Genomic DNA, 21,257 nt, shown 5'->3' on the forward strand with positions numbered 1-21,257 from the left:
CAACTCAGCAAAAGCCCATCTGGCAGGTCCAGATGGGCTTTTTTTAGACGCTGTTTAGCGAGGACGGTCGGCCACGCTTAGCCAGAAAAAAAGCCTGCCACATTAACGCGGCAGGCTTTTTGCAGACAGGTGGTATGCTCAATCAGCGCAGATTCAGTACGTCAAACATATCGAACTGGCCCGTGGTCTTGCCTGCCAAAAAGCGTACGGCGCGCAAGCTGCCATCTGCATAGCCGGCACGGCTGCTGGACTTGTGCGAAATCTCAACGCGTTCGCCAGTACCGGCGAACAAAACGGTGTGGTCACCCACAATGTCACCACCGCGCACCGTGGCGAAGCCGATGGTGTTTTCCTTGCGCTCTCCGGTGTGACCAAAGCGCTCATAAACGGCACGGTCTTCCAGCTTGGTACCTTGTGCTTGGGCGATCACTTCACCCATTTTGATGGCTGTGCCAGAAGGCGCATCTACCTTGTGCTTGTGGTGGGCTTCGACGATTTCAATATCGTAGCCGTTGTCCAGGGCTTTGGCGGCCATTTCCAGCAGCTTAAGGGTCACATTCACGCCCACGCTCATATTGGGAGCCAGCATGATGGCGGTTTTTTGCGCAAATCTCGCAATCTGTGCCTTCTGCTCTTCGTTGAAGCCCGTGGTGCCAATCACAACTTTGACACCCAGCTCTGCACAGACAGCAAGGTGGGCCAGGGTGCCTTCGGGGCGGGTGAAGTCAATCAGGAAATCGGCTTTGGAGAGAGCGTTCTTCAAATCACTCTCGATGAGCGCTCCACTGGATTGGCCCAGAAAAGCTGCCGCATCAGTGCCCAGTGCAGGGCTACCGGGCAAGTCCAAAGCAGCTGTCAGCGCACAGTCGCTGCTGTTTTGAATGGCTTCTACCAACATGCGGCCCATGCGGCCTGAAGCACCTGCAACGGCCACGCGCAAAGGGGATGAAGAGGTCGGTGTCATAACAATCCAGTCAATATGTTTCACGCACAAAGCCGCTCAGCCCACAGGCGCTGAGCGGCTTTGTGCAGCATGCAATGCATGCGAAAGCTTAATAGGCCTCCAGTGGAGGGTAACTGCGCTGTGGCTGCGCAGGTGTTTCTTCTTCAGCTTCCTCGGTTTTGTTTTTTGCAGCTGGGAATTTCGCCAGCTGTTCTTCTGAGGCTTGCAGATTAGGCACTTTGATCTTGCCGGTAGGCTTGCCCAATGTGGCTACAAACTCTGCCTCAGAAGGCATTTCATCGCCCTCTGCACGAACAAAGCGGTCGTCTTCAAAGAAGACAGTCAGCTTGCGGCTTTGCTCTTGTACGCCTTGGCGTTTGATGGTGAACACATACTCCCAGCGGTTGGCGTGGAAAACGCTGGTCACCAAAGGAGTGCCCAAAATCTCGCGCACATGCTGGCGGCTCATGCCGGGTTGCAGTGCTTGGACCTGTTCGCGGGAAACAAAGTTGCCTTGCACCACTTCGACCTTGTAGGGTGTGATGGCGCTCATGGCGTTACGAGTGGTTTCGCCAATGCTGCTGCATGCAGCCAGGAGTGAGGCGAAAGACAGAGTCAGCGCCACCCGAAGGCGACAACGAGCTTGTACATGCATGGGTAATAAGCCAGGGGATATGATCTGTCCCATTGTAGCGGCAGGTTTTGCACGGATTTGGGCATGTTCAATGCGTCCGGCAACAGGCTTTTTTGATGTCTGGCGCGAGCTGTCGTAAGCTTGCACCAAATACCCACTCTCCGAATACGCCATGAAGAACATTGAAGACCTCAAAAGCACAGGCCTGAAAGCGACACTGCCGCGTCTGAAAATCTTGGAGATTTTCCAAGGTGGCAAGCAACGCCACATGACCGCGGAAGATGTGTTCCGGGTATTGCTGGATGAGCGCTCGGACATCGGCCTGGCCACGGTCTACCGTGTGCTGACGCAGTTTGAACAAGCGGGTATTTTGCTGCGCAGCAACTTTGAAAGTGGCAAAGCCGTTTATGAGTTGAATGAGGGCCAGCACCATGACCACTTTGTTTGCACATCCTGTGGCAAGGTGGAAGAGTTTTACGATCCGGAAATTGAAAAACGTCAGCAAATGATTGCGGATCAAATGGGCTGGAGTATTCAGGATCACTCCATGTCTTTGTACGGCCAGTGCGCTGACTGCTCCAGCAAGAATTTGAAGCGCTGAGAGATACAGCCGTGCGCTCGTGGCCGGCATAAAAAAGGCATCCCACGGGATGCCTTTTTTTTGCCACGGATAGCGCAGGTCCGGCTCAGTGGGCCGAGGAGCCTTTGCCCATGTCGCGCTCCATGGCCTTGCGGTGGCGCTCTACAAATTCCTGATAAGTATCAATGCCACGCAGCTGCAAAATGCTGTTGCGCACGGCCGCTTCAACCAGTACCGCAATATTGCGGCCCGCCGTTACGGGAATCACCACTTTGCGTACAGCAATGCCCAGCACATCCTGGGTGAGTGGCTCTTGGGGCAGACGCTCGTATTCGCGCTCCATGGTTTCTTTTTTAACCAGATGCACGATGAGCTTGAGGCGCATCTTGCGGCGCACTGCGGTCTCACCAAATATGGCGCGAATGTCCAGCAGTCCAATGCCTCGGACCTCAAGCAGGTTTTGCAACAACTCTGGGCATTTGCCCTCGATCGTGGTCTGGTTGATGCGGTATAGGTCCACAGCATCGTCGGCCACCAAGCCATTGCCGCGGGTGATTAGCTCGAGTCCCAGCTCGCTTTTGCCCAGGCCCGATTCGCCGGTGATCATGACTCCCATGCCCAGAATGTCCATGAACACGCCATGCATGGTGGTACGGTCTGCAAAGTGTTTGGATAGGTAGGCGCGCAGCACATCGATGACAAAGGCTGAAGCCTCTGCAGTCGAGAACATGGGAATTTGTGCTTGCTCGCACATGGACAGCAGCGCGGCTGGTGCTTGCTGTCCATCTGCCAGCACCAACACGGGTGGCTCTAGTTTGACAATGCGAGCCACACGTCGGGCGCAGTCTTCTGCGGTGGCATTTTGCAGGTAAGCAATTTCGCGCTCACCCAGTACCTGCAAGCGATAGGGGTGGATGTAATTCAGGTAGCCAACAAGATCGGCACCGGAGCGTGCAGAGCGCACGGCCATCTCATCAAAGCGGCGCTCCGAAGCTCCAAGTCCAGCCAGCCACTCCCAGCGTAAAGTGTCACGGAAAGCTTCGAAAAGCCGGTTGGCGTTAATGGCTTTGTGGCGCATAGGAGGGCGTCGTAAAAACCTTGCCAGGCCGTGGCGTGGACAAGGCCTGGGAGTTAGGAGGCAGCTGCGGCCGACTTCCAGTCGGCAATCAACTGGTAGAGTCCATCGGCGTTGCTTGCGCTTTTCAGAGATTCACGCAGATTGCTATCACTGAGCAACTCGGCGATTTCGGAGAGGATTTCCAGGTGTTGCTGGGTAGCCGCTTCGGGGACCAGCAAAAAAATCAGCAACTGAACCGCTTGCTCGTCAGGTGCGTCGAAACCGATCGGGCGGGCCAGTTGAAAGACTGCTGCCATGGGGGACTTCAAACCCTTGATGCGACCATGGGGAATCGCAACGCCATGACCTAGACCAGTGGAGCCCAGACGCTCGCGCGCAAACAGGCTATCAGTGATTAGCGCGCGAGAGAGGCCATGGAGTCCCTCAAACAGCAAGCCTGCTTCTTCAAAAGCACGTTTTTTGCTGGTGGCATCAACGCTCACAAGCACTTGAGCGGGCGACAGGATGGAGGCAAGACGGTTCATGTGAAAACTATTATGCATCGCTCCACCCGGAAATGTGGGGCAGGTGCGGTGGAGCAAAAAGGCCGCCAGCTGGCGGCCTGTCACTTAGGACTTTACCTAAATCTTCGCACAAGCAAAAGAGTTCGCGCTTCAGTGCAGTCCTATGGCCCCCAATTCTCGCTTGATGGAGGCGTTGCGCCAGCCATGAATACGGGTTTTATGGCTCATGATCTGGCGATCCAGTTTTTCAACCAGATCATCAATCGCTGCATAAAGATTCAGGTGCTTGCTACCAGCGTGCAGTGCATTGCCTTTGACGTGAATGCTGCATTCCACCCGCTGACGACGCTCTTTTTGCGCTTCATTGTGCTTGGAGAGCAGGACTTTGACGTGGATGACTTGGTCAAAGTGACGTAGCACACGCTCCAGCTTGGAGATGACGTACTCACGCAGTGCGGGGCTAACTTCCAGATGGTGACCGCTGATGGTCAGGTTCATGAATCAACCTCCTGTGCTTTCAGGTTTGCAAAGCAATTGCTGCACAGCGAGGCTGCGCAGCAGGGGGCGGCAGAATGCGCATTCGTCGCTTGTGAGCCACTATGCGTGGCTTGGAAATTTCGCGCAAGCGCATTTCGGTATGCTTTGCTGGGGTATGGGCGGAAGGCAGACACCGCCGTCAAAACGGCGCAGAATGAATCGTTTTTGCTGAGGGCTGCAAGGCGTTATAGATACTCGCAGTAGTCCATCATGATCGGCATCGACATCGAAGCAGTCGAAATTGTCCGCAATGGATGCGGCAGTCCGGCTCTAAAATCCCGCATCGGAGCACTGTCTGTCTGCCTTCGGTAGATGGCTTTGCCACGTTCCGAATTCATTTTGTCTGCCTTCTCATGACACAGCCCACGACTTCTGCACTGCACACTTCCAACATCACCTCGCTGCCGCTACTGGCTCGCGGCAAGGTGCGTGACAATTACGCCGTGGGCGATGACCGCATTTTGATGGTGGCTTCGGACCGTTTGTCTGCTTTTGACGTGATCATGGGTGAGCCGATTCCTGGCAAGGGAGAGCTGCTGACGCAGATGGCACTGTTCTGGTTCGACAAACTGGGCCATATCTGCCCCAACCACCTGACTGGTGAGTCGCCAGAGTCGGTTGTGACCGCTGAAGAAATTCCCCAGGTGAAGGGCCGCTCTATGCTGGTCAAGCGCCTCAAGCCTGTGCTGATTGAAGCGGTTGTTCGTGGTTATCTGGCCGGTAGCGGTTGGAAGGAATACCAAGAAGGTCAGGCAGTGTGTGGAGTGAAACTGCCTGCGGGACTAGTGAATTCGGCCAAGCTGCCTGAGCCTATCTACACGCCTGCTGCGAAGGCAGAGATGGGCGACCACGACGAAAACATCACCTACGAACGCACTGTGGAAATGGTGGGTGAAGCGCTGGCTTCCCAGATCCGCGACACTGCTATTCGCATCTACAAGGAAGCGGCCGAGATTGCGCTGACCAAGGGGATGATCATTGCTGACACCAAGTTTGAATTCGGCCTGACCGAAGAAGGCGAGTTGGTGTTGATGGACGAGGTCCTGACCCCTGACAGCTCTCGTTACTGGCCCGTGGAAGGGTATGAAGAGGCGTTGAAAGCGGGTGTTAATCCGCCCAGCTACGACAAGCAGTTCGTGCGTGACTGGCTGGAGCAAGCCAAGGTGAACGGCAAGCTTTGGGACAAGACAGCTCCAGCACCACGTCTGCCTCAAGACGTGATTGAAAAGACGGCAGCCAAGTACCGAGAAGCGCTGGAGCGCTTGACAGCTTAAGCAGTGCAACAATAAAAAGAGCAGCGTTATGGCTGCTTTTTTATGGGCTCCACGTGCCCCCCCCCCAATGGACATGCACCATAGCGTCGTATTCAACGACGCGCAGGAGCACCTTGCAAGGCTGAGATCATGTCCATGACCAGTTTCCGAAGCGCTTGCCAGCTGTCTCGCGGCCAGCCATCGGCAGGCAGCCCTTTGACGATGCCATCCACCACATGGGCGGAGTGCAGCAGCCGCACAGCGGCATTGGTGCCCAGGCGTGCCACTACGCGCTCAAACAGTTTTTCCTTGTTGCCCCAGATGCGCAGGCTGCGCAGGACCATAGGCAAGGGCTGACCATTGGCCAGCGCATCTTTGGCTCGTTTGAGGTTGCGGATGTCCTCGGACAATGTCCAGTGCACCAGCACCTCGGCCGTACCTTCGGCCTGCAGGCCGTCCATCATGCGCATGGCGCGTGCAAGATTTCCGCTGAGCACAGCCTCTGACAGCTTGAAAACGTCATAGCGTGCCACGTTGAGCACGGCTTGCTCAACCACTTCATAGCTGAGTTCGCCTTCTGGCTGTAGCAGCCCCAGCTTCTGGATTTCCTGGTGCGCCGCCAGCAGGTTGCCCTCCACACGGTCGGCAAAGAATTGCAGCGTGCGCTGCCCCTCTTCGCCGGAGGCCACGCGTTGCTTTTGCTGCGCGAGCCGCTGTGCAATCCAGCCGGGCAGTGCGGCGCGCTCAATAGGGTCGATCTGGACGGTTGCGCCATTGGCGTCCAGCGCGGCAAACCATGCGCCTTTTTTGGTGGCTGCGTCCAGCCGGGGCAGGGTGACAATGGTCAGCGTGTTTTCATCCTGGGCAGCCTGTGCGGCCAGTTGCTGGATGGCTGCACTGCCATCCTTGCCGGGTTTGCCCGATGGAATGCGGATTTCCACCAGCTGCTTGTCGGCAAACAGGCTCAAAGAGCCACCAGCCGCTAGCACGCTGCTCCAGTCAAAGTGCGCGCCTTGCACGGTATGCACGCTACGCTCGGTATGGCCTGCCGCACGCGCTGTGGCGCGGATGGCATCGGCAGCCTCCTGCAGTTGCAGTGGCTCGTCGCCATGCAATGTGTACAAAGGCCGCAGACCTTGTTGCAGGTGTGCGGCCAGTTGATTCAGAGCCAGTTGCATGCGTTATTCGCTGACCGGGAGTTTGGCGGCTGACAGGCGGCGCAGCAACTGCTGCGCCATGTCGCTGTACATATCTCGGTACAGCGTGGCCTCTTCTTCATCCTTGGCCAGTGCCAAAGATTCGCTATAGGTCATCTCGCGCTTTTGCTGCATCTCCGTGTCATCTATCCATACACGCCCTTCTCTGTCGACCAGCTTGAAGCGGGCAAACAGGCGTAGCTCCACCTCGCGAACCTGACCTGACACTGTCTTGGACAAGATGATGCGCTGGCGGCGCTCTCCCAGCAGGTGCAGGGCAGCTTCGGCCGTGTTGGGGTTGGCTGGCGGCAGTATCACCTTCAGATTCCCGCCTGCAGTGGCCAGGTTGCGAAGAACTGCGCGCGTGAAGGGTGAGCCTTCCGGAGCCTGGACATACAGGGTGGAAAACGGAAAGGACGGCGCGCCACGCAGGCGAAAGCCGCAAGCGCTGACCACGGGGGCCAGGGCCATCAGGGAGAGCAGCGTACGTTTACGCATGGCGTGCATCCTTTGTTTGGCGTTAGACGACGATGTTGACCAGGCGGCCCGGCACCACGACCACCTTCTTGGGGGTGGCGCCGTTGGTGAACTTCAGCGCATCTTCGCTGGCCAGGGCGATGGCTTCAATCTGCGCCTTGTCAGCGGCGGCTGGCACGCGGATTGCGCCGCGCAGCTTGCCGTTGACTTGAAGCACCAGCTCCAGCTCGTCTTGCACCAAAGCCTTGGGATCCACGGTGGGCCATGCGGCGTCCAGCAGATCACCTTGCTTGTTGGCGTAACCCAGTTCCTTCCATAGCGTGTGGGTCAGGTGCGGGGTGGCGGGGTAGAGCACACGCAGCAAGATGCCAAAGCTTTCAATCATGGCAATCTGGCCCGCAGCAGTTTCACCACCCTTGAAGGCTTCCAGGGCGTTGATCATCTTCATCGCACCAGAGACCACGGTGTTGTACTGCATGCGCTGGTAGTCGTAATCCACCTGTTTGAGCACAGTGTGAATTTCCAGGCGCAGTGCTTTGGCTTCCTTGTCGAACTCGATTTCAGACAGGTCACCCACGTCCATGGCCATCATGATGGCTGGCGTGTAGTTGATGCCCAGCAGCTTCTGGCCAAAGTTGTACACGCGGCGCAGGAAGCGATAGCTGCCCTCCACGCCCGCATCGTTCCACTCGAGCGTCAGCTCAGGGGGGGCGGTGAACATGGTGTACAGGCGTGCGGTATCCGCGCCGTACTTTTCGATCAGGTCTTGCGGGTCAATGCCATTGTTTTTGGACTTGGACATGGTGCCCACGCCCTCGTAGTCAATGGCAGTGCCCACAGGCAGCAGACCGTCGGCACTGTCCACAGCCACCTTGAGCTTGGCACCGATGATCTTGCCACCTTCGTCCAGCACGTGCTCCACGTCCTTGGGCCAGAAATATTCCTTGGCACCCTTGGTGGTGCGGCGGCTGTAGATGTGGTTCAGCACCATGCCTTGCGTCAGCAGCTGGGTGAAGGGCTCATCGATCTTGACCAGACCCAGATCGCGCATGACCTTGGTCCAGAAGCGCGCGTACAGCAGGTGCAGGATGGCGTGTTCAATGCCTCCGATGTACTGGTCCATGGGCATCCAGTAGTCTGCACCGTCGGCCACCATCTTGTCGCTGTTCTTCGCATCGCAATAGCGCATGAAGTACCAGGAGCTGTCGACAAAGGTGTCCATGGTGTCGGTCTCGCGGCGTGCGGGCTTGCCGCAGCAGGGGCAGACCACGCCAGCGTGGAAGGCTTCGCTCTTGACCAGGGGGTTACCCGATCCATCAGGGACCAAGTCCTGCGGCAGCACCACCGGCAGATCTTTCTCAGGTACGGGCTGTGCGCCGCAATCTTCGCAGTGAATGATTGGAATGGGTGTGCCCCAGTAGCGCTGACGGCTGATGCCCCAGTCGCGCAGGCGCCAGGTGGTTTTCTTCTCACCCAGGTTCTTGGCAGCAACCAGTTCAGCAACCTTGTCCACTGCCTGAGTTTGGTTCAGGCCGTCGAGCACGCCAGAGTTGATGCACACGCACTTTTGCTTGTCGCCATACCATTCCTGCCATGCGTCGGTGCTGAAAGTTTCGCCTTCCACGGCCACCACTTGCTGGATGGGCAGGCTGTATTTCTTGGCAAAGGCAAAGTCGCGTTCATCATGAGCGGGGACACCCATCACCGCCCCATCGCCATAGCCCATCAGCACATAGTTGCCCACCCATACCTCGACCTGTGCGCCGGTGATGGGGTGGGTCACGAACAGGCCCGTGGGCATGCCCTCTTTTTCCTTGACGGCCAGCTCGGCTTCCGTGGTGCCGCCCTTTTTGCATTCTTCGATGAATGCTGCCAACTTGTCGTTGCTGGCAGCGGCGTGCAGCGCCAGCGGGTGCTCGGGTGCCACAGCACAGAAGGTCACACCCATGATGGTGTCGGCACGCGTGGTGAAGACGTACATCTTGCCATCTTGAATCAGGTTGCCCGCTGCATCCTTGATGTCGTGGGTAAACGCAAAGCGCACGCCTGCAGACTTGCCGATCCAGTTTTCCTGCATCAGACGCACCTTGTCAGGCCAGCCGGTCAGTGTGGCCTTGTCGTTGCCCACTTGTACGTGTTCCAGCAACTCTTGCGCGTAGTTGGTGATAGCCAGGTAGTAGCCAGGGATCTCGCGCTTTTCCACCAAAGCGCCGGTGCGCCAGCCTCGGCCGTCAATCACTTGCTCATTGGCCAGCACGGTCTGGTCCACCGGATCCCAGTTCACTACCTGGGTCTTGCGGTAGGCAATGCCTTTTTCGAGCATCTTCAGGAACAGCCACTGGTTCCACTTGTAGTACTCTGGGTCGCAGGTGGCAACTTCGCGGCTCCAGTCGATGGCCAAGCCCATCGCCTGCATCTGTTTTTTCATGTACGCGATGTTTTCGTACGTCCACTTGGCTGGCGGCACCTTGTTTTTCAAGGCCGCATTTTCAGCAGGCAGGCCGAAAGCATCCCAGCCCATGGGCATCAACACGTTGTAGCCCTTCATGCGCAGCTGACGCGTGAGCATGTCATTGATGGTGTAGTTGCGCACGTGGCCCATGTGCAGCTTGCCCGAGGGGTAGGGCAGCATGGAGCAGGCGTAGAACTTCTTCTTGTTGTTGCTGTCTTCTACGACGCGGTAGGCATCAGTGGCGGCCCAGTGGTCGTGCGCGGCGCGTTCGACCTCAATGTGGTTGTATTTGTCTTGCATGGAACTGGTTGGTGGTGCTGCAGTCACAATACTGCTTCGCGTAGATTTTAGGCGCATGGGCGTTCCTTGCCGTTATTGCAGGATGACAGCCCCGCACTCCTCTACGCCTCTGGACTCGGACGGCTGGTTTTGACGCTGTCGCTCCGTATATGAAATTTCATTTTTTGCTTGAGCAGCGCTAGGGCGCTGTCGATTAAGGGTTTGCTTCGGTGAGTGTGTCTTCTGCCGTTTTTTCTATGTATGCCAATCTGGAGCCCTGGGCTCAGGCAGCAACGGGTTTGGCTTTGCTGGCTTTATTGGCCTTCGTTCTACGCTTCGTCGTGCAAGGCGTGTTGATGCACTTTGTGCGTCTGTGGCGTCGGGCGATGCCGGTTATGGGCTGGGCGCAGATTCTGTTGCATGACCATGTGCTGGTGCGCATTGCCAAGGTGGTCCCTTCACTGGTGGTGCAAATGGGGATTCACTGGGTGGAGCATCTGCCGGTGAATGCTTCCAAGGGAATTGCCAATATTGCCACGGCGCTGACCATTTACCACGTGGTACGTGTGGTGGCAACGCTGCTTAGCGAGATCAATGAAGCCCACGACCGCCATGATGGCCCCAAGGCCACGCAGACCAACTCCATCAAGAGCTATGTACAGCTGGGCAAGCTGATTGCTTACATCGTGGGGGCTTTGCTGATTGCCGCGTCGCTCATGGATCGCTCGCCATTGCTGTTGCTGTCGGGGCTGGGCGCCATGTCGGCGGTGTTGATGCTGGTCTTCAAGGACACCATTTTGTCGTTTGTGGCGGGTGTGCAGATATCCTCCAACGACATGATGCGCGTGGGAGACTGGATTGAAATGCCCCAGGTGGGAGCCGATGGCTTCGTGGTGGATATTGCGCTGAACACCGTCAAGGTGCAGAACTGGGACAAGACCATCACCACTGTGCCAACCTGGAAGCTGATGAGCGAAAGCTTCAAGAACTGGCGCGGGATGTTCGATGCGGGTGGTCGTCGCATCTTGCGTTCCATGTCCATTGATGCTGCCACGGTGCACCTGCTGCAGCCCGAGGAGCGTGCCAACCTGAACAGCATCGCATTGCTACAAGGGTATTGGAGCGATCGTGACGGCTTGCTGGCACAGCCTGAGTCTGCAGAAAGCGCCATGCCTACTCAGGCGATTGCTCCTGAGATGGTGACCAATCTGGCGGCTTTCAAAGCGTATGCCTATGCGTATTTGCTGGCCCATCCTCGCATTGCCAAAGGGCCCGGCATGTTCTTGCTGGCGCGTACGCTGGAGCCATCGCCCACCGGTATTCCCCTGCAGCTGTATTGCTACACCAGTACCACAGTGTGGGTGGAGTACGAGGCCATTCAGGGTGAAATCTTCGACCATCTGATTGGTGTGCTGCCATTGTTTGGTCTGTCCCTTTACCAACGTTCCTCGGACTACAGCAATCGCCAGATTGTGCAGGCGCTGCACAACGAGGGTGATGCGCCCTGAAACCCGTGCGCGCACTGCGGCACGGTCACACATAGATAATTTCAGCTATGACTAAGCACAGAGTGGTCGTTGGCCTGTCCGGCGGCGTAGATTCAGCGGTGACAGCCTATTTGCTCAAGCAGCAAGGGCATGATGTGGTCGGCATCTTCATGAAGAATTGGGAAGATGACGACGACAGCGAGTTCTGCTCGAGCCGGCAGGACTTTCTGGATGCGGCCAGCGTGGCAGATGTCATCGACATCGAGATCGAGCATGTGAACTTTGCCTCGGACTACAAGGACCGCGTGTTTGCGGAGTTCCTGCGCGAGTACCAGGCTGGACGAACGCCCAATCCTGATGTTCTGTGCAATGCCGAGATCAAGTTCAAGGCCTTTTTGGACCATGCCATGCGCCTGGGGGCAGAAAAAATTGCCACGGGCCACTATGCGCGTGTGCGTCAGAATGCGCAAACAGGCTTGTTCGAACTGCTCAAGGGCGTGGATAGCAGCAAGGACCAGAGTTATTTCCTGCATCGCCTGAACCAGGCGCAGCTGTCCAAGGCCATGTTCCCGGTGGGAGAGCTGTGCAAGACGGAAGTGCGTCGCATTGCCGAGGAAATTGGCCTGCCCAATGCCAAGAAAAAGGATTCGACCGGCATCTGTTTTATCGGCGAGCGCCCGTTCCGCGAGTTTTTGAACCGCTACATCAGCAAGGAACCCGGCTGGATTCTGGATGACCGCAACCGCCGCCTGGGTAGGCATGTGGGGCTGAGCTTCTACACCTTGGGGCAGCGCTCTGGCCTGGGCATTGGAGGTGTCAAGGAAAAGGGTGCAGCGCGTGGTGCAGGTGACCACGCGCCCTGGTTTGTGGCTGCCAAGGAAATGGACAAGAACATTCTGCGTGTGGTGCAAGGGCATGACCACCCGATGCTGCTGTCGCACCGGCTGGATGCGGACAGTGCCAGTTGGGTGGCAGGGCAGCCGCCCGTAGCAGGCACCTATGGCTCCAAAACCCGCTACCGCCAGCCGGACTCGCCCGCCATCATCGGTAGCGAGGCCAGCAACAGCCATTTCCGCCTTGATTTTCCTGAGGCGCAGTGGGCTGTTACGCCAGGGCAATCTGCCGTGCTGTACGACGGCGAAGTGTGTCTGGGGGGCGGCATTATTGCTACGGTGGATCCCACGGATTGAGCTTGGAAGCATAAAAAAGGCAGCCATTGGCTGCCTTTTTTATGCTTAGCTGCGGCTGTGACAGCAGTGACGTGTATTTAGCTTTGCAGCTGCGCGCGCGCTTTGTCCAACCAACCGCGCAGGTGCACCAACAGGTCGGTTTGACTGAAGGAGCAGCTTTCTTCGGTGAACAAGGCACCTGACTCCAGACGATCCAGCAATTGCAGCAGCACTTGGCCATAGCGTTCGGGCAGGGCGGTCAACAACGCCTGCGAAGCACGAGCCAGGTCACCAAGGGCGCTGGCGTTGATGCTGCCGTCCTCCAGGCGCTGTAATGCATCTTGAAATGCCTGGAGTTGAACCAGTGCGTCGGTCTGTGTATTCATGGTGTTTTCAGTGTGCGGGGGCGTATGCTGGCAGTGTAGATGTAGCCACACCACCTTGTCTGCACAGCAGTACGAACTTCTCGGCGAGAATGGCGGGATGAACGCGCTGAACATTGCCGAATACATGCAAACCTTGGGTTTGCAAGCAAAAGTGGCTGCAGCCCAGATGGCACGGGCAAATGCTGCTACCAAAAGCAAGGCCTTGCTAGCCTTGGCCCGCCTGCTGCGCAGCAGCGTAGAGGCGCTGCAGGTGGATAACGCCAAAGATCTGGAGCGTGCCGTTGCCAACGGGTTGGCTGCGCCCATGGTGGATCGCCTGCGCCTGACGCCCAAGGTTCTGGAAACCTGTGCCCAGGGCTGTGAGCAACTGGCGCACATGCCAGATGTGATCGGCGAAATCTCGGGCATGAAGCAGCAGCCCAGTGGCATTCGCGTGGGCCAGATGCGGGTGCCCATCGGCGTGTTTGGCATGATTTTTGAGAGCCGCCCCAATGTCACCATTGAAGCGGCTAGTCTGAGTATCAAGAGCGGCAATGCCTGTATCTTGCGTGGCGGCTCGGAAGCTATTGAGTCGAACAAGGCCCTGGCCAAGCTGGTGGCGCAGGCCATGGAAGAAGCGGGCTTGCCAGAGCATGGCGTGCAGCTGGTGCAGACCACAGACCGCGAGGCGGTGGGGCAGCTGATTGCCATGCCCGCTTACGTGGATGTCATCATTCCTCGCGGTGGCAAGAGCCTGATTGAGCGCATCAGCCGCGAAGCTAAGGTACCCGTCATCAAGCATCTGGATGGCAACTGCCACACTTATGTGGATGCTCCTTGCGACATCGCGTTGGCGGTGAAGGTGACGGACAACGCCAAGACCAATAAGTACAGCCCATGCAATGCCACCGAAAGCTTGCTGGTGGCGCGTGCTGTGGCGCAGGAATTTCTGCCCCAGATTGGTGCTGTTTTTGCGGCCAAGGGGGTTGAAATGCGCGGTTGCCCTGAGGCGCTATCCATTTTGGAGGCGGTGGAGGGCCTGCAACTGGTGGCTGCAACCGAATCGGATTGGAGCGAGGAATACCTGGCTCCCATCATCAGTGTGAAGGTGGTGGACGGTGTGGATGCGGCGATTGCCCACATCAACCGCTATTCCAGCGGTCACACTGAAGCCATTTTGACACGCGACCATGTGCATGCACAAAAGTTCTTGCGCGAGGTGGATTCGTCCAGTGTGATGGTCAATGCCAGCACCCGTTTCGCGGATGGTTTTGAGTACGGTCTGGGAGCCGAAATCGGCATCAGCACCGACAAGTTCCATGCGCGTGGGCCGGTAGGCATTGAGGGGCTGACTTCGCTCAAATACGTGGTATTGGGCGAGGGCGATGTGCGCAGCTAAAGTCTGAGACGGCAAAGGAGGCAGTTGAGGCTGCTTCTCTTTTTACATGCGCGACAAGACCAAGGACAGTGCATGAAGATCATTATTTTGGGCGCAGGCAGGGTAGGCTACAGCGTGGCAGAAAGCCTGGTGTCTGAGCGCAACGACATCACGGTCATTGATACCGATGCCGCGCGTCTGGCCGAGCTGCAAGACCGCTTTGACCTGCGCGGCGTGGTGGGCAGCGGTATTGATGTGAACGTATTGGCAGAGGCGGGAGCCGCAGATACCGACCTGCTGATTGCATGTGCAGCCCAGGACGAGACAAATCTGGTGTGCTGCAAGATTGGTCATATGGTCTTTGGCATTCCCAGGCGGGTTGCGCGTGTGCGCTCCTCGGGCTTTGATGTGAACCAGCCATTGATGGGGCCAGAAGGATTTGCGGTGGACGACATCATCTGTCCTGAAGCCTCGCTTACCCGCTATATCCGCAAGCTGATCGAGTACCCGGATTCGCTGCAGGTGCGTGAATTCGCGGGTGGGCGAGCATGCCTCTCGTCGGTGCGTGCGCGACTGGGAGCTCCGGCAGTGGGCATGCGTATTGGGGATTTGCGTATGCACAACCCCGACCTGGGTCTGCGCATTGTGGCGATTTACCGTCGCTTTGCCGACGAGCCTGACCGCTTTGTTCGCTGTGATGGTGCTACCCGCATAGAGCCAGGGGATGAGGTCTTTGTGCTGGCGGCCAGCGAGCATCTGCAGGAGGTGCTGGAGGCTTTTCATCGCCCTGGCGCGCAAAAGTCGCGTGCTGTGCGTCGTATCTTGATTGCGGGTGGTGATCAGGTGAGTTTGCAGTTGGCGCAAGAGCTGGCGGCGGAGCCAGGACGGTTCATCATCAAGATTATTGAGAGTGATCCGAAGCGTTGCGAGGTGCTGGCCTCTTTGTTGCCCAGTGAAGTGCTGGTGCTGCAAGGCAATCCAACCGATGAAGACCTTTTTTTCGACGAGAACGTTGATGAGACCGATTTGTTTCTGGCTCTGACGGAAGACGACGAGAACAACATCATGGCCAGTTTGCTGGCCAAGCGCATGGGCGCCAGCCGGGTGCTGGCATTGATCAACCGGCGCAGCTATGCGGATTTGATGCATGGCACACAGATTGACATTGCTCTGTCTCCAGCCCAGGCCATGCTGGGAGAGTTTCTGGCACATGTCCGCAAGGGCGATGTACAGGCTGTACACAGTTTGCGCCGAGGTGTCGCCGAGGCGCTGGAGATTGTGGCGCGTGGGGATCGCAAAAGCTCCAAGGTGGTTGGACGTAAAGTGGGCGATCTCAAATTACCTCCAGAAGTGCTGATTGGTTTGATCATTCGTGGCCTGCCGGATACTGAAGACATCAGCGTCCAGGCCGATGGTGTAGAGCCGGAAGTCATCATTCCGCGCAGCCACACCGTCATTGAAAGCAATGACCATGTGGTGTTCTTCTTGCCCAACAAGCGCCTGGTTCAAGAGGTGGAGAGCTTGTTCCGAGTGAGCGCAACCTTTTTCTAAAGGTCGGAGTAGCGCATGCGCGATCTGTTTCCTGTACTTCGTGTGCTTGGGGTATTGCTGGTGTTTTTTGCACTCAGCATGAATGTGCCCTTGGCAGCTTCTTGGTTTTTGCAGGATGGAGTGTGGCAAGCCTGGCCAGCATCCATGGCCGCTACTGTTGTGGTTGGCGTGCTGATATGGTTTTTGATGCGGCACCACAAGCAAGAACTGCAACCCCGCCACGGCGTGATTTTGGTGACGCTGGTCTGGGTGTGCCTGCCGTTGAGTGCAGCCTTGCCCATGATGTTGATCTACAACCAGATGGGGCAGGACTTGTCATTCACCTATGCTTATTTTGAAGCTGTGTCCGGCTTGACGACCGCCGGCTCATCGGTATTGAACAATCTGGACACCTTGCCTGTCTCACTCAATATTTGGCGCACATTCCTGCAGTGGATAGGCGGTATGGGGATTCTGATCTTGGCGGTCGCCATCATGCCCTTGCTGGGTGTGGGGGGGAGTCAATTGTTTCGTGCCGAGGCTGCAGGGCCTGTCAAAGATACCAAGCTCACGCCGCGTATTACCGGGACGGCCAAGGGCTTGTGGGGCGTCTATGCAGTTTTTTCTGTGAGTTGTTTTGCTGCATTTTGGCTGGGGGGCATGACGCCACTGGATGCCTTGATGCACATGTTCACCACCGTGAGTCTGGGTGGCCTATCCTCGCACGACAGCAGTTTTGCATACTTTCAATCGCCGCTTCTGGAAGCGATTGCCTTTGTCTTCATGGTGGCTGCCAGCTGCAATTTCGCCTTGTATTTTGTGGCCATGCGCAAAGGCAACTGGCGCGGCTTTTGGCATGATCCGGAAATGCGCGCCACAGTTGGCGTGCTGTTGGCCGGAGGTTCACTGGTGGCATTGCTGCTCTGGGCCAAGGGCATTTACGCCCCGCTGGATGCGCTGCGCTACGGAATGTTCAATGCCGTATCAGTTGCCACCACTACCGGCTTTGTCACCACAGACTATCTGACATGGCCGGTTTTTGCACCGGTGTTCATGCTGATTCTGTCGGGCATGGCCACCAGTGCGGGCTCAACAGGCGGTGGCATCAAGATGATGCGTATGCTGATTTTGTTCAGTCAGGCGCGGCGTGAACTGACACGGCTGGTACACCCGCGTGCGGTACAACCTGTTGTACTTGGCGGACGGGTTGTGGATAACCGTATGATTTTTGCGGTTTTGGCCTTTATGCTTGTGTATGGCGGCACGATTGTGCTTTTGAGCATGGTGATGCTGCTGACGGATCTTGATCCTCTCACCGCTTTTTCTGCTGTGGTAGCAAGTGTGCACTGCGTCGGGCCGGGGCTTGGCACAGTGGGTCCGGCTTCCACATATGCAGCGTTGACGGACTTTCAAATCTGGGTTTGTACCCTGGGCATGCTGCTTGGTCGACTTGAGATTTTGAGCTTTCTGGCACTGCTGACACCGGCATTCTGGAGAAGGTGAGTGAGCACATGCGTATGATTCGAGGCATAAGGGTAAGTACTTAATTTCATGGCGACTCCCTACAATTACACAACCACCGTCGTTTGAGGACATTCATGGTTCCACATCTCATTACTGCCTTAACCGGCCCTATCAACGAGCTAGAACAGCGCATCATTGACTCCATGCCGGCGATTGAGCGCTGGTTTCGCTTGGAGTGGATGGAGCACACGCCACCGTTCTACAGCTCGGTAGATATCCGCAATTCAGGCTTTAAGCTGGCGCCAGTGGACACCAATTTGTTTCCCGGTAACTGGAACAATCTGACCGACCAAATGCTGCCTTTGGCGGTGCAAGCCACCATGGCTGCTATCGAGAAGATCTGCCCTGAGGCGCGCAACCTCCTGATCATTCCTGAGAACCACAACCGCAACCCTTCGTACCTGAGCAACTTGGCGCAGTTGCAGCGCATCTTCAAGATGGCTGGTTTGAATACGCGTTTGGGCTCGATCAGTCCAGACATCAAGAAACCTACGGAGCTGAAGCTGCCCAATGGGGAGAGCGTGTTGCTGGAGCCGGTGCTGCGCACCAAGCGCCGTCTGGGTCTGAAGCACTTTGATCCTTGCACCATCTTGCTCAACAACGATTTGTCGGCCGGAGCGCCGGGCATTTTGGAAGAGCTGTATGAACAATACCTGCTGCCCCCATTGCACGCAGGCTGGAGCGTGCGCCGCAAAAGTCGCCACTTCCAAAGCTATGAAGAGGTCGCCAAGCGTTTTGGCAAGTTACTGGGTATTGACCATTGGTTGATCAATCCGCTGTTTGCAAAGGTGGAGCAGCTCGACTTCAGCAATGAAAGTGCGAACATGGACAACCTTGCGTCGCAAGTCGATCAATTGCTGACCAAGGTGCGCCGCAAATATAAGGAATACGGCATCAAGGAAAAGCCGTTTGCCATCGTCAAAGCCGACAACGGTACATACGGCATGGGTGTGATGACCGTGCGCGATGCCAAGGAGCTGGATGAACTGACGAAAAAAGCACGCAACAAGATGGGCATCATCAAGGATGGCCTACCTGTGCAGGATTTCATCATTCAGGAAGGTGTCCAAACTTCGGAGCGTATGAACGATGCTGTGGCTGAGCCTGTGGTTTACACGCTGGATCGCTATGTGGTGGGTGGTTTCTATCGCATGCACCCCGAGCGTGGAATTGACGAGAATCTGAATGCACCTGGCTCAAGTTATGTGCCTTTGGCTTTTGCCCACAGTACCCACATGCCTCAACCAGGCATGAACCCTGGGGCGAGCGCGCCGAATCGCTTTTATATGTACGGTGTGATTGCGCGGCTGGCCATGCTGGCTGCCAGCTACGAGCTGGAAGCAACAAACCCTGAAGCTGAGGTCTACGACTAAGGGGAGGGCTTCCTTCAACAGGTGGTTCTGCATCACAGGGAGCAGGCATCGCGGGTTGACCAGTTTGAACGCCCCGATCTCCGGCCATGGCTTCTCTCACTTTATAGAGCGCGTGTGCAGCACGCGCTTTTTTTATGTCGCGGTGGTTATGGTTGCAAGTAGTTGTGGCGTGTACCCGCCCGACTGCGCACAATGGGCAGCTATGTCATTTTTCAAAGACTTCAGCCTGTCTGCACTGAGTGCGGGCTTTGTTGCCGTGTTGGTGGGTGTCACCAGTTCGGTGGCCTTGGTCTTTCAGGCGGCGCAAGCGTTTGGTGCAACGCCCTCGCAAATCAGCTCATGGATGTGGGCGCTGGGCTGGGGGATTGGGCTGTGCTGCGCACTACCTTCGCTCATCTTGCGCAAGCCTGTGATGGTGGCCTGGTCCACGCCAGGGGCTGCAGTTCTGGCTGCGGCGGGGCTTGGCGGTGGCTTCGGTATGGGCGAAGCAGTGGGCGCGTTCATGGTCAGCGCGGCATTGATCATTCTCTTTGGGGTGAGCGGTTGGTTTGAGCGGCTCATGGACCGTATGCCTGCCTCTATTGCTGCGGCGTTGCTGGCGGGTGTGTTGGCGCGCTTTGGCCTGCAGGTGTTTGAGTCGGCGCAGACGGCTCTGCCGTTGGTGTTGGTCATGCTGCTGGCCTATTTGCTCTCGCGCCGCCTTTTGCCACGGTATGCCGTCATGTTCACCTTGCTGGCTGGCATTGCGACGGCGGCTCTCCAGGGGCAGATGCAGTGGGGTCAGGTGCAATGGTCGCTGGCCGTGCCGCAATGGACGGCCCCAGTTTTTACATGGCAAGCTTGTATCAGTCTGGCGCTGCCGCTGTTTGTGGTCACCATGGCGTCACAGAATTTGCCGGGTGTAGCGGTGATTCGCGCTGCGGGCTATGCACTGCCTGTCTCCCGACTGGTTGGCATGACCGGTATCACAACCTTGGTGCTGGCACCATTTGGTGCGTTTGGCATCAACTTTGCAGCCATCACTGCCGCCATCTGCATGGGGCCGGAAGCGCACCCTGACAAAGACAAGCGTTACACCGCTGCAGTATGGTGTGGTCTTTTCTATGTACTGCTGGGTATTTTTGGTGCCGTGGTTGCAGGCTTGCTTGCCGCATTCCCTAAAGAATTGGTCGTTGCCATCGCCGGGCTGGCATTGCTTGGCTCCATCGGTGGTGGCTTGCTGGTGGCTATGCAGCAAGAGAGCAGCAGAGAGCCCGCGCTCGTCACTTTCTTGGTCACGCTCAGCGGCGTGGTGATTGCCGGAGTGGGCTCGGCCTTCTGGGGCGTGGTTGCCGGCAGTTTGGCCTTGTTTGTGCAACAGTACAAACCTTGGCGTACAACACAGCGCTGAACATCCTGTCTTCTATTCAACGGGCTTGCCCCTGATTGCCATGCAATTTCTTTTCGTTGCCGACCCTCTGGAATCTTTCAATACCAAAAAGGACACCACCTTCGCCATGATGCGTGAAGCGCAGCGACGCGGTCATAGCATCTTTGCCACAGAGCCCAAAGACATGAGCTGGCAGGCTGGGGGCAAAGTGCTGGCCCGGGTGCGCAAGATTGAGCTGACAGGCGATTCGCAAGCATGGTTCCAAGAGCTTGCAGTAGAGTCTCAATCACTCGCCAGTTTCGATGCGGTGTTGATGCGCAAGGATCCACCATTCGACAGCGAGTTCTTCTACGCCACGCATATGCTTAGCCAAGCTGTGCGAGAAGGTGCCAAGGTCTTCAACAGCCCGGAAGCTTTGCGAGATCATCCGGAAAAAATGGCTGTCATGGAATTTCCGGAGGTGCTGGGCCCCACGCTGATCACCCGCAATCCACAAGACATCCGCGCCTTTCACGCACAACACCAGGACATCATTCTTAAACCCTTGGATGGAATGGGGGGCATGGGCATCTTCCGCGTTGGAGCGGATGGTATGAATCTTGGCTCTATCATTGAAACCCTGAATCAGCAGGGCACCACCAGCGTTATGGTGCAGAAGTTCCTGCCTGAAATTGCACAAGGGGACAAACGGATCCTCATCATTGGCGGCAAACCCGTGCCTTTTTGCCTGGCCCGTATCCCACAAGGCAGTGAAGTGCGTGGCAATTTGGCAGCAGGTGGCAAGGGGGTGGCGCAGCCTTTGAGTGACAGTGATCGAGTGATCGCAGAAAAGCTGGGGCCTGTCTTGATCCAGCGTGGCCTGTTGCTGGTAGGTTTGGATGTCATTGGCGACAAGGTCACCGAGATCAATGTCACCAGCCCCACCTGCTTTCAGGAGATCCAGCAACAAACGGGTTGCGATGTTCCAGCCTTGTTTCTGGATGCGCTGGAGCAAGCGGTGCAGCAAGGTTGAGCAAGCATTCAAAGCCACCGCCGTGAGGCGGTTGCAGGAAATCCAAGGGATTTCCCGGAACTGCTACAAAAATAGGTATACAATTGCGGCTTCGCTGAACAGACAACGTTGCTCAGCG

At 56.9% G+C, this 21,257-nt stretch carries 19 protein-coding genes; 10 read left to right on the forward strand and 9 right to left on the reverse strand.

Annotation, left to right across the window (positions count from 1 at the left end; genetic code table 11):
* Nucleotides 1–142 precede the first annotated feature (142 nt).
* Together dapB and QEP11_RS09410 are read right to left on the reverse strand one after the other, a co-directional pair.
* Nucleotides 143–964, reverse strand: coding sequence for a 4-hydroxy-tetrahydrodipicolinate reductase (gene dapB / locus QEP11_RS09405; protein ID WP_284336364.1), 822 nt, complete (start codon nt 962–964; stop codon nt 143–145).
* A gap of 88 nt (nt 965–1,052) precedes the next feature.
* Nucleotides 1,053–1,598, reverse strand: a complete 546-nt coding sequence (locus QEP11_RS09410; protein ID WP_284336365.1) for an outer membrane protein assembly factor BamE — start codon at nt 1,596–1,598, stop codon at nt 1,053–1,055.
* Nucleotides 1,599–1,749: 151 nt separating this feature from the next.
* Here QEP11_RS09410 and fur point away from each other — a divergent pair, with 151 nt between their 5' ends.
* Nucleotides 1,750–2,178 (forward strand): ferric iron uptake transcriptional regulator, encoded by a 429-nt coding sequence (fur, locus tag QEP11_RS09415; RefSeq protein WP_284336366.1) that lies wholly within the window; start codon nt 1,750–1,752, stop codon nt 2,176–2,178.
* 85 nt (nt 2,179–2,263) lie between these two features.
* Here fur and hprK read toward each other — a convergent pair whose 3' ends face one another.
* From hprK to hpf, 3 genes are all read right to left on the reverse strand, one after another.
* Nucleotides 2,264–3,235: an HPr(Ser) kinase/phosphatase gene (gene hprK / locus QEP11_RS09420; protein ID WP_284336367.1), complete on the reverse strand. Its 972-nt coding sequence runs from the start codon at nt 3,233–3,235 to the stop codon at nt 2,264–2,266.
* Between the two features lie 53 nt (nt 3,236–3,288).
* The gene (gene ptsN, locus QEP11_RS09425; protein WP_284336368.1) at nt 3,289–3,759 is read right to left on the reverse strand and encodes a PTS IIA-like nitrogen regulatory protein PtsN; all 471 of its coding nucleotides are present in this window, start codon (nt 3,757–3,759) and stop codon (nt 3,289–3,291) included.
* 129 nt (nt 3,760–3,888) lie between these two features.
* Nucleotides 3,889–4,236, reverse strand: coding sequence for a ribosome hibernation-promoting factor, HPF/YfiA family (gene hpf / locus QEP11_RS09430; RefSeq protein ID WP_284336369.1), 348 nt, complete (start codon nt 4,234–4,236; stop codon nt 3,889–3,891).
* 392 nt (nt 4,237–4,628) lie between these two features.
* Here hpf and QEP11_RS09435 point away from each other — a divergent pair, with 392 nt between their 5' ends.
* Nucleotides 4,629–5,549: a phosphoribosylaminoimidazolesuccinocarboxamide synthase gene (locus QEP11_RS09435; protein ID WP_284336370.1), complete on the forward strand. Its 921-nt coding sequence runs from the start codon at nt 4,629–4,631 to the stop codon at nt 5,547–5,549.
* 92 nt (nt 5,550–5,641) lie between these two features.
* Here the strand turns inward: QEP11_RS09435 and holA are convergent, their stop codons facing one another.
* From holA to leuS, 3 genes are read right to left on the reverse strand one after another with little or no spacing between them, the layout of a single operon-like run.
* Nucleotides 5,642–6,706 carry a DNA polymerase III subunit delta gene (holA, locus tag QEP11_RS09440; RefSeq protein WP_284336371.1) on the reverse strand — a complete coding sequence of 355 codons (1,065 nt, stop codon included), beginning with the start codon at nt 6,704–6,706 and terminating at the stop codon, nt 5,642–5,644.
* A gap of 3 nt (nt 6,707–6,709) precedes the next feature.
* Entirely contained in the window at nt 6,710–7,222 is a 513-nt protein-coding gene (locus tag QEP11_RS09445; protein WP_284336372.1) for an LPS-assembly lipoprotein LptE, read from the reverse strand.
* 22 nt (nt 7,223–7,244) lie between these two features.
* A complete protein-coding gene (gene leuS / locus QEP11_RS09450; RefSeq protein WP_284336406.1) occupies nt 7,245–9,953 on the reverse strand; it encodes a leucine--tRNA ligase in 2,709 nt (902 codons plus the stop codon).
* Nucleotides 9,954–10,189: 236 nt separating this feature from the next.
* On the opposite strand from leuS, the gene QEP11_RS09455 reads away from it, so the two are divergent.
* Both QEP11_RS09455 and mnmA read left to right on the forward strand, forming a co-directional pair.
* Nucleotides 10,190–11,440 (forward strand): mechanosensitive ion channel family protein, encoded by a 1,251-nt coding sequence (locus QEP11_RS09455; protein WP_284336407.1) that lies wholly within the window; start codon nt 10,190–10,192, stop codon nt 11,438–11,440.
* A gap of 47 nt (nt 11,441–11,487) precedes the next feature.
* Nucleotides 11,488–12,609 carry a tRNA 2-thiouridine(34) synthase MnmA gene (mnmA, locus tag QEP11_RS09460; RefSeq protein WP_284336373.1) on the forward strand — a complete coding sequence of 374 codons (1,122 nt, stop codon included), beginning with the start codon at nt 11,488–11,490 and terminating at the stop codon, nt 12,607–12,609.
* Nucleotides 12,610–12,686: 77 nt separating this feature from the next.
* Here the strand turns inward: mnmA and QEP11_RS09465 are convergent, their stop codons facing one another.
* A complete protein-coding gene (locus tag QEP11_RS09465; protein WP_284336374.1) occupies nt 12,687–12,974 on the reverse strand; it encodes a hypothetical protein in 288 nt (95 codons plus the stop codon).
* A gap of 97 nt (nt 12,975–13,071) precedes the next feature.
* Here QEP11_RS09465 and QEP11_RS09470 point away from each other — a divergent pair, with 97 nt between their 5' ends.
* The 6 genes from QEP11_RS09470 to gshB all read left to right on the forward strand — a co-directional run bounded on the left by QEP11_RS09470 (nt 13,072) and on the right by gshB (nt 21,139).
* The gene (locus QEP11_RS09470; protein ID WP_284336375.1) at nt 13,072–14,352 is read left to right on the forward strand and encodes a glutamate-5-semialdehyde dehydrogenase; all 1,281 of its coding nucleotides are present in this window, start codon (nt 13,072–13,074) and stop codon (nt 14,350–14,352) included.
* 72 nt (nt 14,353–14,424) lie between these two features.
* Nucleotides 14,425–15,882 (forward strand): Trk system potassium transporter TrkA, encoded by a 1,458-nt coding sequence (gene trkA, locus QEP11_RS09475; RefSeq protein ID WP_284336376.1) that lies wholly within the window; start codon nt 14,425–14,427, stop codon nt 15,880–15,882.
* Nucleotides 15,883–15,897: 15 nt separating this feature from the next.
* On the forward strand, nt 15,898–17,364 hold the full coding sequence (locus QEP11_RS09480) for a TrkH family potassium uptake protein (RefSeq protein WP_284336377.1): 1,467 nt from the start codon (nt 15,898–15,900) through the stop codon (nt 17,362–17,364).
* 95 nt (nt 17,365–17,459) lie between these two features.
* Nucleotides 17,460–18,758, forward strand: coding sequence for a glutamate--cysteine ligase (gene gshA / locus QEP11_RS09485; RefSeq protein ID WP_284336378.1), 1,299 nt, complete (start codon nt 17,460–17,462; stop codon nt 18,756–18,758).
* Nucleotides 18,759–18,960: 202 nt separating this feature from the next.
* On the forward strand, nt 18,961–20,148 hold the full coding sequence (locus QEP11_RS09490) for a benzoate/H(+) symporter BenE family transporter (protein WP_284336379.1): 1,188 nt from the start codon (nt 18,961–18,963) through the stop codon (nt 20,146–20,148).
* Between the two features lie 40 nt (nt 20,149–20,188).
* A complete protein-coding gene (gene gshB / locus QEP11_RS09495) occupies nt 20,189–21,139 on the forward strand; it encodes a glutathione synthase (protein WP_284336380.1) in 951 nt (316 codons plus the stop codon).
* Nucleotides 21,140–21,257 lie beyond the last annotated feature (118 nt).

The organism is Comamonas halotolerans (genome assembly GCF_030162935.1).
In the GTDB taxonomy this organism is placed as follows: domain Bacteria; phylum Pseudomonadota; class Gammaproteobacteria; order Burkholderiales; family Burkholderiaceae_C; genus Comamonas; species Comamonas halotolerans.

Coding starts and splice junctions, on each gene's coding strand:
- dapB (WP_284336364.1), bottom strand. CDS start 964: ATGACACCGACCTCTTCATCCCCTTTGCGCGTGGCCGTTGCAGGTGCT.
- QEP11_RS09410 (WP_284336365.1), bottom strand. CDS start 1,598: ATGCATGTACAAGCTCGTTGTCGCCTTCGGGTGGCGCTGACTCTGTCT.
- fur (WP_284336366.1), top strand. CDS start 1,750: ATGAAGAACATTGAAGACCTCAAAAGCACAGGCCTGAAAGCGACACTG.
- hprK (WP_284336367.1), bottom strand. CDS start 3,235: ATGCGCCACAAAGCCATTAACGCCAACCGGCTTTTCGAAGCTTTCCGT.
- ptsN (WP_284336368.1), bottom strand. CDS start 3,759: ATGAACCGTCTTGCCTCCATCCTGTCGCCCGCTCAAGTGCTTGTGAGC.
- hpf (WP_284336369.1), bottom strand. CDS start 4,236: ATGAACCTGACCATCAGCGGTCACCATCTGGAAGTTAGCCCCGCACTG.
- QEP11_RS09435 (WP_284336370.1), top strand. CDS start 4,629: ATGACACAGCCCACGACTTCTGCACTGCACACTTCCAACATCACCTCG.
- holA (WP_284336371.1), bottom strand. CDS start 6,706: ATGCAACTGGCTCTGAATCAACTGGCCGCACACCTGCAACAAGGTCTG.
- QEP11_RS09445 (WP_284336372.1), bottom strand. CDS start 7,222: ATGCGTAAACGTACGCTGCTCTCCCTGATGGCCCTGGCCCCCGTGGTC.
- leuS (WP_284336406.1), bottom strand. CDS start 9,953: ATGCAAGACAAATACAACCACATTGAGGTCGAACGCGCCGCGCACGAC.
- QEP11_RS09455 (WP_284336407.1), top strand. CDS start 10,190: ATGTATGCCAATCTGGAGCCCTGGGCTCAGGCAGCAACGGGTTTGGCT.
- mnmA (WP_284336373.1), top strand. CDS start 11,488: ATGACTAAGCACAGAGTGGTCGTTGGCCTGTCCGGCGGCGTAGATTCA.
- QEP11_RS09465 (WP_284336374.1), bottom strand. CDS start 12,974: ATGAATACACAGACCGACGCACTGGTTCAACTCCAGGCATTTCAAGAT.
- QEP11_RS09470 (WP_284336375.1), top strand. CDS start 13,072: ATGAACGCGCTGAACATTGCCGAATACATGCAAACCTTGGGTTTGCAA.
- trkA (WP_284336376.1), top strand. CDS start 14,425: ATGAAGATCATTATTTTGGGCGCAGGCAGGGTAGGCTACAGCGTGGCA.
- QEP11_RS09480 (WP_284336377.1), top strand. CDS start 15,898: ATGCGCGATCTGTTTCCTGTACTTCGTGTGCTTGGGGTATTGCTGGTG.
- gshA (WP_284336378.1), top strand. CDS start 17,460: ATGGTTCCACATCTCATTACTGCCTTAACCGGCCCTATCAACGAGCTA.
- QEP11_RS09490 (WP_284336379.1), top strand. CDS start 18,961: ATGTCATTTTTCAAAGACTTCAGCCTGTCTGCACTGAGTGCGGGCTTT.
- gshB (WP_284336380.1), top strand. CDS start 20,189: ATGCAATTTCTTTTCGTTGCCGACCCTCTGGAATCTTTCAATACCAAA.